This window comes from Pseudomonas sp. KBS0707, assembly GCF_005937945.2.
Lineage (GTDB): Bacteria > Pseudomonadota > Gammaproteobacteria > Pseudomonadales > Pseudomonadaceae > Aquipseudomonas > Aquipseudomonas amygdali.
Genome location: NZ_CP041754.1, coordinates 707,675 through 717,500, shown reverse-complemented (window position 1 = coordinate 717,500; position 9,826 = coordinate 707,675). Strand labels below are relative to the sequence as shown.

The following is a 9,826-nucleotide window of genomic DNA, read 5'->3' as shown; positions in this document are numbered from 1 at the left end:
CGGGCTCAGCTTGTCCATCCAGGTGGAGTTGAACGCCACCTCGGTTTTGGCCGGATCGAGAATCTTGAAAACCTGAGACTTGTAGGTTTCGGCGTAGTCGAGAACCTGCTCACGAGTGAGCGGCGGACGCGTGGCGCTTTTGCCGCTCGGGTCGCCGATCATGCCGGTGAAATCACCGATCAGGAAGATGATCTGATGCCCCAGGTCCTGAAACTGGCGCAGCTTATTAATAAGCACCGTGTGCCCAAGGTGCAGATCGGGCGCTGTCGGGTCGAAACCAGCCTTGATACGCAGTGGCTGGCCACGCTTCAGCTTCTCGACCAGTTCGGCCTCGACCAGGAGTTCATCTGCACCGCGCTTGATCAGCGCCAGCTGCTCTTCAACCGACTTCATTTCAGCCCCCAATTCAAAGGGAACCAACCTTACAAGATCAGAGCCCAATTACAAGTTTTGCCCAGCGTTCGCCTGCGAATCAGTGACTGATACGCGGGAAGGGTTGCTTCGAGCAGGTTTTGGTTATATTTTATACAGTTATTTCATCTTCATCATGTCATTCATCTTTTCCATTTCACCTTTTTCAAAGTCAAATTACCTATGAAAGACACACCGCCTAAAGCGCCCCCGCTTTATCCGAAGAGTCACCTGCTCGCTGCAAGCGGCATTGCCGCATTGTTGAGCCTGGCTCTCCTGGTTTTCCCTTCCAGCGAAGTTGAAGCCAAACGAACGAACCTTTCCCTTAATCTGGAGATGCCGGATCAGGACGTACAAGACCAAGACGCTCCAGACGCTGCTCAAGCCACACCTGAAACCACTGAATCGCCATTTGCCCAGATCGACAATGCAGATGACGAGGCTCAAGACACCGCCACAGCACAGTCTGACGCAGAAAAGCCGGCACCAGCCAAAGACCCTAACCATCGGGAAGTGATCGTCAGCAAGGGCGACACGCTTTCGACTCTGTTCGAAAAAGTCGGGCTGCCAGCCGCTACCGTTCATGAGGTACTGGCCAGCGACAAGCAGGCCAAACAGTTCACCAAGCTGCAGAACGGGCAAACCCTGCAGTTCGAACTATCGCCGGACGGTCAGCTCAAGCAACTGCATACCAAACTCAGCGAGCTCGAGACCATCAGCCTGTCGAAATCGGCTTCCGGCTTCGTTTTCAATCGCGAGATCAGCAAGCCCAATGTGCGCAATGCGTATGTGCATGGAGTGATCAACAGCTCACTTTCGCAATCCGCGCAGCGCGCTGGCCTGACTCATAGCATGACAATGGACATGGCCAACATCTTCGGCTACGACATCGACTTCGCGCAGGACATCCGCAAGGGTGACGAGTTTGACGTGGTGTATGAGCAGAAAGTGGTCAACGGCAAAAGCGTCGGCACAGGCAATATCCTGTCCGCTCGCTTTACAAACCGCGGCAAGACCTACACCGCCGTTCGTTACACCAACAAGCAAGGCAATACCAATTACTACACTGCCGACGGCAACAGCATGCGCAAGGCATTGATCCGCACCCCGGTAGACTTTGCCCGCATCAGCTCCATGTTTTCGATGGGTCGCAAACACCCTATCCTCAACAAGATCCGTGCGCATAAGGGCGTCGACTATGCGGCGCCACGCGGTACGCCGATCAAGGCAACCGGCGACGGCAAGGTTCTGCTCGCTGGCCGTCGCGGCGGTTACGGCAATACCGTTATCATCCAGCACGGCGATACCTACCGCACGCTGTACGGTCATATGCAAGGCTTTGCCAAAGGCATACAAACCGGCGGAACCGTTAAACAGGGCCAGGTAATCGGCTATATTGGAACTACCGGCTTGTCTACCGGCCCGCACTTGCACTATGAATTTCAGGTCAATGGCGTTCACGTAGACCCGCTGGGCCAGAAGCTTCCGATGGCGGATCCGATCGCCAAATCCGAAAAACAGCGGTTCATGCAACAAAGCCAGCCGTTGATGGCGCGCATGGATCAGGAAAAGGCCACTACGCTGGCCTCGAATAAAAGGTAATCCATGGACTTCTTCTATATAGGTGTGATGTCCGGCAGCAGTCTCGATGGGATTGATATCGCCCTTTTGAAGCAGGATGACCGCTCAAGGCTTCTGGCTACTCACTACATCCCGATGCCGGAAGATCTGCATGCCGAACTGCTGGGGCTTTGCTCCAGTGGCGTCGATGAGCTTGCACGCGCAGCAATCGCCGAGCAGAAGTGGTGCAGGCTGGTCGCACAGGGCGTGCAGACCTTGCTGGAAGATCAAAACATGGTGCCTGCTCAGATTCGCGCCATTGGCAGCCACGGCCAGACTATTCGTCATGAACCTGCGCGCGGCTACAGCATTCAGATCGGCAACCCGGCGCTGCTGGCAGAGCTGACAGAAATCACCGTGGTAAGCGATTTTCGTCGTCGCGACATCGCCGCAGGCGGACAGGGTGCGCCGCTCGTACCCGCCTTCCACGAAGCACTGTTCGACGATAACAAAGACCACCGCGCTGTATTGAACATCGGCGGCTTCAGCAATCTGAGCCTGATCGAATCCGATCGCCCGGTCGAAGGCTTCGATTGCGGTCCAGGTAACGTGCTGCTGGATGCCTGGATACAATCCCAGCGCCATGAAAGCTACGACAAGGACGGGGAATGGGCGGCGAGCGGCGAGGTTGATCAAGCGCTTCTCCAGAAACTGCTCAGCGATCAGTTTTTCCTGACCAAAGGCCCAAAAAGCACCGGTCGGGAAGTGTTCAACCTGGGTTGGGTGCACCATCATCTGTTCCAGCTGCCAACGTTGACACCTGAAGACGTGCAAGCCACGCTGCTGGAACTGACTGCATTGACCATCACAGAGTCCCTGCAATCGGCACAAGCGATCACCAAGGAGCTTCTGGTCTGTGGCGGCGGCGCACATAACAAGGCGCTGATGAAACGCCTTGCAGAGCTATTGCCTGACACAGAGGTCAGCAGTACCGAGAAGTTCGGCGTGGACCCTGACTGGGTTGAGGCCATGGCATTTGCCTGGCTGGCTCATTGCTGCCTCGAAGGCGTACCGGCCAACCGCCCAACGGTAACCGGCGCTAAAGGCAGACGTGTTCTGGGCGCGATCTACCCCGCCTGACCTCGTGCCTGAACGCAAAACGCCGCTCAATGAGCGGCGTTTTTGTTTACAACAAGCTTCAATCAGATCGAGAACGACGAGCCACAACCACAGGTCGTGGAAGCATTAGGGTTTTTGATCACGAATCGCGAACCCTCAAGTCCTTCCTGATAATCGACCTCTGCGCCAGCCAGGTACTGGAAGCTCATCGGATCGACAACCAGACTTACGCCCTCGCGCTCGACGATAGTGTCATCGTCGGCCACGTCTTCATCAAACGTAAAGCCATACTGAAAACCTGAACAACCACCACCTGTAACGAATACACGCAGTTTGAGACGATCATTGCCCTCTTCGTCGACCAGGGTTTTCACCTTGTGCGCTGCATTCGGAGTGAACTCCAAAGCGGTAGGCGTGAAGGATTCGACACTCATGTCAGATATCTCCCGGCGTTAGCCGTCGTAATGCGTAATGACGGCATTATCCGCTTCTCCTAGAAAATCGGTCAACTATTTGCTGGACGGCGGCAGTGCTTACGGCATCATGCCCGCGTGAGACAAACCGGCGCGCTCATCAAGACCAAACAGGATGTTCATATTCTGAACCGCCTGACCTGACGCGCCTTTGACCAGATTGTCGATAACCGACAGCACGACAACCAGATCGCCGCCCTGCGGACGGTGTACCGCGATGCGGCAAACGTTGGCTCCGCGCACACTGCGGGTCTCGGGATGGCTGCCAGCGGGCATTACATCCACAAAAGGCTCGTCGGCGTAGCGCTTCTCGAACAGCGCTTGCAGGTCCACCGAACGATCAGCGACTGTCGCATAGAGGGTGGAATGAATGCCACGAATCATCGGCACCAGATGCGGAACAAATGTCAGGCCGATATCACCGCCCGCAGCGCGACGCAGGCCCTGAGTGATTTCAGGCAGGTGACGATGGCCCTTCACGGCGTAGGCCTTGAAGCTTTCATTGGCTTCCGAATACAGAGAACCAATGCTCAGGCCACGTCCGGCACCGCTCACGCCAGATTTGCAGTCGGCAATAAGGCGAGTGTTGTCGGCAATGCCCGCCTCAAGCAACGGCAGGAAACCCAATTGTGTAGCTGTCGGATAGCAACCCGGCACGGCGATGAGCCGAGCATTCTTGATCTGTTCGCGATTGACTTCCGGCAATCCGTAAACCGCATCCTGCAGCAGCTGCGGAGCACCGTGCGGCTGGCCATACCATTTGGCCCACTCGACCGGGTCCTGCAGACGGAAGTCGGCAGACAGGTCGATCACCTTGGTGCCTGCCGCAAGCAGTTCACCGGCCAGTGCATGAGCAACACCGTGGGGCGTGGCGAAGAACACCACGTCACAGGCACCCAGGGTTTTCACGTCAGGTACGCTGAAAGCCAGGCCGTCGTAGTGCCCGCGCAGGTTCGGGTACATCTCGGCGACTGGCATGCCGGCCTCCGAGCGCGAGGTAATGACCACTACTTCTGCCTGCGGATGCTGTGCCAACAGACGCAGCAGCTCGACCCCGGTGTAACCCGTGCCGCCGACAATACCGACCTTGACCATAACCTGCCCTCAACGAAACAACTGGAAAGCGGTCGATAATAGGAGCCTATCGCCTCTGCGACAACCGACAACGTGACGTACGGACGCACAAGACACTACTATTCGGCCACCGTGAACCTGGGAATAATCAAAAATGCTCTATCTATGGGTCAAAGCGCTGCATGTCATTTCAATGGTCTGCTGGTTTGCAGCCCTGTTCTATCTACCAAGACTGTTCGTCTATCACTCGATGAGTGAGGACACGGTCAGCCGCGAGCGCTTCATGGTGATGGAACGCAAGCTCTACCGAGGCATCATGACCCCGGCGATGATCGCAACGCTGGTCTTCGGCGGCTGGCTGATCAGCTTTGACGTCAGCGGCTATTTCAGTCAGGGCTGGATGCACGCGAAGCTGGCACTGGTGTTCCTGCTGACCGGCTATCACCATGTCTGTGGCGCACAGGTCAAACGCTTTGCCCGTGGAGAAAATGGCCGCAGCCATGTGTTCTATCGCTGGTTCAACGAGATTCCTGTGCTGATCCTGATCGCTATCGTCATTCTGGTCATCGTCAAACCCTTCTGACCGGAAAGCATTCGGCCTCTCCAGTAACACACCAGGGCGCTCGGCTTTACGCAATGTGTAACGCAAGCGCCCGGTACTGTCCCCAACCACAAGACAAGGAAGCCCTGTATGGCCGATTCCCTCTTCAAGATTGTATTTGAAGGACAGGTGCGTGAAGGCGTCGAGCTTGATACCGCAAAGGCCAACCTTGCGGGGTTGTTCAAAAGTGAAGCTCGCGCAGTGCAAAAGTTGTTCAACGGCCAGCCCGTTGCGCTCAAGCGCGGGCTGACCCATACGGATGCTGAGCGCTACCTGAAGGCACTTAATGACGCAGGCGTCGAAGCACGCATCGAACCTGACAGCGACATCAGCCTGGGCCTCAATGAAACAGCCAGCGCTCTGGCACAAAAACCCGCGCTTCTGGAAATATCGCCCTATGCGCCGCCCAAAGCACAGGTTGGCGGTGATCAGCCAGAGCATTCGACTCTAAAAGTCCTGAGCATAAACGGGCGCATTGGGCGTTTGCGTTATCTGGCCTGGAGCCTGGTATTGAGCGCAGCGGCACTGGCGCTGGTTGCCGTGTGTCTGCTGACGATGAACGAGTCACTGGTCGCTGGCGGGCTGCTGAGCGCAGTGGTGCTCGTGGTGTTTGCAGTCATCGGTGCACAGATCGGTATACAACGGCTGCACGACCTGGGCTGGTCGGGCTGGCTTTTACTGCTGACGATGGTGCCCTTCATAGGCAGCGTCTTCCCGTTCCTCATGGTCCTGCTGCCGGGTGCAAAAGGCCCCAATCAGTTCGGCCCACCGCCACCGCCGAACTCGAAAGGCGTAAAGACGCTGGCCGTTCTGTGGTTGTTGCTGCTACCGATTATTCTGATCGGCCTCACTGCCGGAGGCGCAGGAATGCTGCGCGACGAGCTGGAATTGCAGACCGACGAGTACGAGCAATCCCTCCCGTACGACGATGAACAAGACCAGGACAGTGCCTTGATCGTGCCGGTGGATGTCAACAAAGAGCTCAAAGAAACATAGTGACACGTAATAGACTGCTCACGGTTCGGCAGACTGCCGGGCGCAATATGCTCAATGGAGAAATGCATGACCCGTTACGCCCTGATCACCGGCGCGTCCAGCGGCATAGGCCTGGCAATGGCCGAAGCGCTGGCACGCCGTGGTCGCAGCCTGATTCTGGTCGCCCGTCAGCGCGACCTGCTGGAAACAATTGCACTGGAATTGACTCAGCGTTTTGGCGTGGAAGTGCTGTTTCGTGCATGCGACCTGGGCGAACCGCTGCGACTCTCGGGCTTCCTGCTGGAGCTGGAAGACGGCGCGCATCAGATTGACCTGCTGGTCAATGCAGCGGGCATCGGCACGTGCGGACCTTTTCTGGCGCAGGACTGGAGCGCCGAGCAGGACCTGATCGACCTGAACATCCTCGCTCTGACGCGCCTGTGCCATACGGTCGGCAACCTCATGGCCATTCAGGGTGGTGGGCAGATACTCAATGTCGCCTCGGTGGCGGCTTTCCAGCCAGGGCCGTGGATGAGCACCTACTACGCGAGCAAAGCGTATGTGCTGCATTTTTCCGAGGGGCTGCGCGAGGAAGTGAAGAAGGCCGGGGTGAAGGTCTCGGTGTTGTGCCCCGGCCCGACCCGAACGGCTTTTTTCCGTACCGCGCAGTTGCAGGTCAATGTCGACAACCTGATGAGCCCCGAAGAAGTGGCCCTGTATACCGTTCGCGCACTGGCAAAGGACCGTGCAGTGATCATCCCCGGCTTCAGTACCCGTCTATGGACGCTCAGCCCGCGCCTGGTCTCGCGCTGGCTGGCCCGCCAGATCAGCGGCTACATCAACAGGAAGTACTGCCCACGCTGACAGACAAACGACTGGGCGAGCGGCGTCTCGCTCAGTACACTCAGGCGCACTGCTGCACAGCGATACCCTGCGACGACCATCAACCGACAAGGAGCAAACGGCTGTGGAAACTTTGTTTACCAAGATCATCAATCGGGAAATTCCGGCGAAGATCATCTACGAAGATGACCAGGTACTGGCTTTTCACGACATCGCCCCACAGGCACCCGTGCATTTTCTGGTTATCCCGAAAAAGCCCATTCGGACCCTGAACGATCTGACCGAAGAAGACAAAGGCCTGGCGGGGCATATCCTGTTCACAGCGCAGCGTCTGGCCCTTGAACTGGGTTGTGAAGAAGGCTTCCGCGTGGTCATGAACTGCAATGATCTGGGCGGACAGACCGTTTATCACATTCACATGCATGTACTCGGTCAGCGTCAGATGAACTGGCCGCCGGGCTGATCCCGCGTTTCCGGGCTTTGCAGCCGGTCAGCGGCCGTTATGTTCGCTGGCCGGTCGACACAAGCCCCTGCTGCCTGCGGCCGATTCGGGTAAACTGCCCACATGATCTTCCGGAGGTGCCCATGGCTACCGAACGTCACTATTCCCCCCTCGACCGTCTGCTACTGCAAGCCGATAGCGCAATGCGCACATTGCTGCCATTGAGCGCACATCCGCAGCGGCCCTCCCCTGCGGTTGTCCAGCCCGATCACAAGATGAGCGACGTCGACACTCGCCACGTTGCGGGCCTGATGCGCATCAACCATACCGGCGAAGTCTGCGCCCAGGCGCTGTATCAGGGGCAGGCGCTGACAGCGAAGCTGCCCAAGGTGCGCAAGGCGATGGAGCATGCGGCTGAAGAGGAAATCGATCACCTTGTGTGGTGTGAACAGCGCATTCATCAGCTTGGCAGCCATACCAGCGTGCTGAACCCGCTGTTCTACGGCCTGTCATTCGGGATCGGTGCGGTAGCCGGCGTTATCAGCGACCGGGTCAGCCTGGGTTTCGTCGCGGCGACAGAGGATCAGGTCTGCAAGCACTTGAGTGAGCACCTTGAGCAATTGCCGAGCGAAGACGGAAAGTCGCGGGCCATTCTGGAACAGATGCTTAATGATGAAGAACACCATGCCGAGTCAGCGCTGGAAGCAGGCGGCTTTCGCTTCCCGGCACCGGTCAAGTTCGGCATGAGCATATTGGCCAAGGTCATGACCAAGTCGACTTATCGCATCTGACGACGCATCAGGACGGATAAGGACGAATAAAAAAGGCGCCTGCATCAGGCGCCTTTTTAATGTCCGGAATCCGGGCTTATACGGCTACGTTACGGCCGTAGAAGATTTCCAGCATTTCGTGTTTGACCTTGGCGGTCACTTGTTCGCGCTGCTCGGCAGACAAGTTGCTGGTCGCGTCGCCGAACAGGTAGTTATCCAGTTCGAACTGCTTGAGCAGCATCTTGGTGTGGAACAGGTTTTCCTGATACACGTTCACGTCGGTCATCTGGTAACCGTTGCGCGTGTCTTCGGACAGGTAATTCTGGATCGAGTTGATTTCATGATCGATGAAGTGCTTCTTGCCTTCCACGTCACGGGTAAAGCCGCGCACGCGATAATCGACGGTCACGATATCCGACTCGAACTTGTGAATCAGGTAATTCAACGCCTTGAGCGGTGAAATAACGCCACAGGTCGACACATCGATATCCACGCGGAACGTGGCGATACCATCTACCGGGTGAATTTCCGGGTAGGTATGAACCGTGATGTGGCTCTTGTCCAGGTGCGCCAGGATGGTTTCCGGCAGTGGACCTGGCGACTCTTCGATCTGGCTTTCGGTAGGCGTCACCGGCTGCTCGGAGATCAGAATGGTCACACTGGCACCTTGTGGATCGTAATCCTGACGTGCAATGTTCAGGATGTTGGCACCAATGATATCGACAACATCAGTCAGAATCCGCGTCAGGCGTTCTGCGTCGTACACACTGTTGATGTATTCGACATACGCCTGCTGGTCCTGCGGGGTTTCCGCATAGCAGATGTCATAAATGTTGAAGCTCAAGGTCTTTGTCAGGTTATTGAACCCGTGGAGCTTGAGTTTGCTTTTCACCGTTAAAAACTCTCTATATGGGTGCGGCGCCAGCCGCGTGATCAAGCATGCCCGTCAGTTGAGTCCGGCTCATCTGCGTAGGACGGTTAACACCTCTTCGCGTTGGCGATTTTGGTTGTCTGTTCGGGCCGCCAGCAGAAAACCAGTACATGCTGCGCCCTGAAAAAGTGGCGCATTATGCAGACGTCCGAAGCCGTCTGCCAGAGTGTGCGCCGTTTTTATGATCGTTGGATGTCTGGCGTTCAGGTCAACTCGACAATTTCATAATCGTGAGTGATCTCCACACCCGCGTTTCCGAGCATGATCGAGGCAGAGCAATACTTCTCTGCGGACAGTTCGATCGCGCGCTTGACTTGCGCTTCTTTCAACCCGCGGCCCTTGACGACGAAGTGCAGGTGAATTTTGGTGAACACTTTCGGATCTTCATCCGCGCGCTCGGCGTCAAGAAATGCCTCGCAGCTTTCCACTGGCTGGCGCGACTTCTTCAGGATGCTCACCACGTCAAAGTTGCTGCAGCCGCCCAGGCCGATCAACACCATTTCCATCGGGCGTACACCCAGGTTGCGGCCACCGCTTTCAGGCGGGCCGTCCATCACTACCACATGACCGCTGCCGGATTCGCCGAGGAACATGGCTTCGCCAGCCCATTGAATGCGTGCCTTCATC

At 56.8% G+C, this 9,826-nt stretch carries 12 protein-coding genes (1 of these 12 only partly in view); 7 read left to right on the top strand and 5 right to left on the bottom strand.

Features of this window, described 5'->3' with window-relative positions; all coding sequences use genetic code 11:
- Window positions 1-393, bottom strand: partial view of a tyrosine--tRNA ligase gene (gene tyrS / locus FFH21_RS03420; protein WP_011167630.1) — the beginning only. Its footprint begins 819 nt before the window's first position; 393 of the gene's 1,212 nt are visible here — the first part of the coding sequence; its start codon is at window positions 391-393; the stop codon falls past the left edge of the window.
- 201 nt (window positions 394-594) lie between these two features.
- On the opposite strand from tyrS, the gene FFH21_RS03410 reads away from it, so the two are divergent.
- A complete protein-coding gene (locus FFH21_RS03410) occupies window positions 595-2,013 on the top strand; it encodes a peptidoglycan DD-metalloendopeptidase family protein (protein WP_011167629.1) in 1,419 nt (472 codons plus the stop codon).
- 3 nt (window positions 2,014-2,016) lie between these two features.
- A complete protein-coding gene (locus FFH21_RS03405) occupies window positions 2,017-3,111 on the top strand; it encodes an anhydro-N-acetylmuramic acid kinase (protein WP_004663838.1) in 1,095 nt (364 codons plus the stop codon).
- 62 nt (window positions 3,112-3,173) lie between these two features.
- On the opposite strand, the gene erpA is transcribed toward FFH21_RS03405, so the two are convergent.
- On the bottom strand, window positions 3,174-3,524 hold the full coding sequence (gene erpA / locus FFH21_RS03400) for an iron-sulfur cluster insertion protein ErpA (RefSeq protein ID WP_002551953.1): 351 nt from the start codon (window positions 3,522-3,524) through the stop codon (window positions 3,174-3,176).
- Window positions 3,525-3,623: 99 nt separating this feature from the next.
- Complete coding sequence (gene argC, locus FFH21_RS03395; RefSeq protein ID WP_004663836.1) at window positions 3,624-4,658, bottom strand: N-acetyl-gamma-glutamyl-phosphate reductase; 1,035 nt, start codon at window positions 4,656-4,658, stop codon at window positions 3,624-3,626.
- A 133-nt stretch (window positions 4,659-4,791) separates the two neighbouring features.
- On the opposite strand from argC, the gene hemJ reads away from it, so the two are divergent.
- The 5 genes from hemJ to coq7 all read left to right on the top strand — a co-directional run bounded on the left by hemJ (window position 4,792) and on the right by coq7 (window position 8,289).
- Window positions 4,792-5,220, top strand: coding sequence for a protoporphyrinogen oxidase HemJ (hemJ, locus tag FFH21_RS03390; protein WP_011167628.1), 429 nt, complete (start codon window positions 4,792-4,794; stop codon window positions 5,218-5,220).
- Between the two features lie 108 nt (window positions 5,221-5,328).
- The gene (locus tag FFH21_RS03385) at window positions 5,329-6,234 is read left to right on the top strand and encodes a DUF805 domain-containing protein (protein WP_004660764.1); all 906 of its coding nucleotides are present in this window, start codon (window positions 5,329-5,331) and stop codon (window positions 6,232-6,234) included.
- Between the two features lie 66 nt (window positions 6,235-6,300).
- Window positions 6,301-7,077 carry an SDR family oxidoreductase gene (locus FFH21_RS03380; RefSeq protein ID WP_005743961.1) on the top strand — a complete coding sequence of 259 codons (777 nt, stop codon included), beginning with the start codon at window positions 6,301-6,303 and terminating at the stop codon, window positions 7,075-7,077.
- Window positions 7,078-7,180: 103 nt separating this feature from the next.
- Window positions 7,181-7,519 carry a histidine triad nucleotide-binding protein gene (locus tag FFH21_RS03375; RefSeq protein WP_004660762.1) on the top strand — a complete coding sequence of 113 codons (339 nt, stop codon included), beginning with the start codon at window positions 7,181-7,183 and terminating at the stop codon, window positions 7,517-7,519.
- Between the two features lie 122 nt (window positions 7,520-7,641).
- A complete protein-coding gene (coq7, locus tag FFH21_RS03370; RefSeq protein WP_004660761.1) occupies window positions 7,642-8,289 on the top strand; it encodes a 2-polyprenyl-3-methyl-6-methoxy-1,4-benzoquinone monooxygenase in 648 nt (215 codons plus the stop codon).
- A 76-nt stretch (window positions 8,290-8,365) separates the two neighbouring features.
- On the opposite strand, the gene speD is transcribed toward coq7, so the two are convergent.
- Both speD and FFH21_RS03360 read right to left on the bottom strand, forming a co-directional pair.
- Window positions 8,366-9,160, bottom strand: a complete 795-nt coding sequence (speD, locus tag FFH21_RS03365; protein WP_002551946.1) for an adenosylmethionine decarboxylase — start codon at window positions 9,158-9,160, stop codon at window positions 8,366-8,368.
- Window positions 9,161-9,402: 242 nt separating this feature from the next.
- Window positions 9,403-9,825, bottom strand: coding sequence for an OsmC family protein (locus tag FFH21_RS03360; RefSeq protein ID WP_004660760.1), 423 nt, complete (start codon window positions 9,823-9,825; stop codon window positions 9,403-9,405).
- Between the last annotated feature and the right edge of the window lies 1 nt (window position 9,826).

Bases quoted from the DNA above. Each gene is read 5' to 3' on its own strand.
- FFH21_RS03410 (WP_011167629.1), top strand. From the start codon at position 595: ATGAAAGACACACCGCCTAAAGCGCCCCCGCTTTATCCGAAGAGTCAC.
- FFH21_RS03405 (WP_004663838.1), top strand. From the start codon at position 2,017: ATGGACTTCTTCTATATAGGTGTGATGTCCGGCAGCAGTCTCGATGGG.
- erpA (WP_002551953.1), bottom strand. From the start codon at position 3,524: ATGAGTGTCGAATCCTTCACGCCTACCGCTTTGGAGTTCACTCCGAAT.
- argC (WP_004663836.1), bottom strand. From the start codon at position 4,658: ATGGTCAAGGTCGGTATTGTCGGCGGCACGGGTTACACCGGGGTCGAG.
- hemJ (WP_011167628.1), top strand. From the start codon at position 4,792: ATGCTCTATCTATGGGTCAAAGCGCTGCATGTCATTTCAATGGTCTGC.
- FFH21_RS03385 (WP_004660764.1), top strand. From the start codon at position 5,329: ATGGCCGATTCCCTCTTCAAGATTGTATTTGAAGGACAGGTGCGTGAA.
- FFH21_RS03380 (WP_005743961.1), top strand. From the start codon at position 6,301: ATGACCCGTTACGCCCTGATCACCGGCGCGTCCAGCGGCATAGGCCTG.
- coq7 (WP_004660761.1), top strand. From the start codon at position 7,642: ATGGCTACCGAACGTCACTATTCCCCCCTCGACCGTCTGCTACTGCAA.
- FFH21_RS03360 (WP_004660760.1), bottom strand. From the start codon at position 9,825: ATGAAGGCACGCATTCAATGGGCTGGCGAAGCCATGTTCCTCGGCGAA.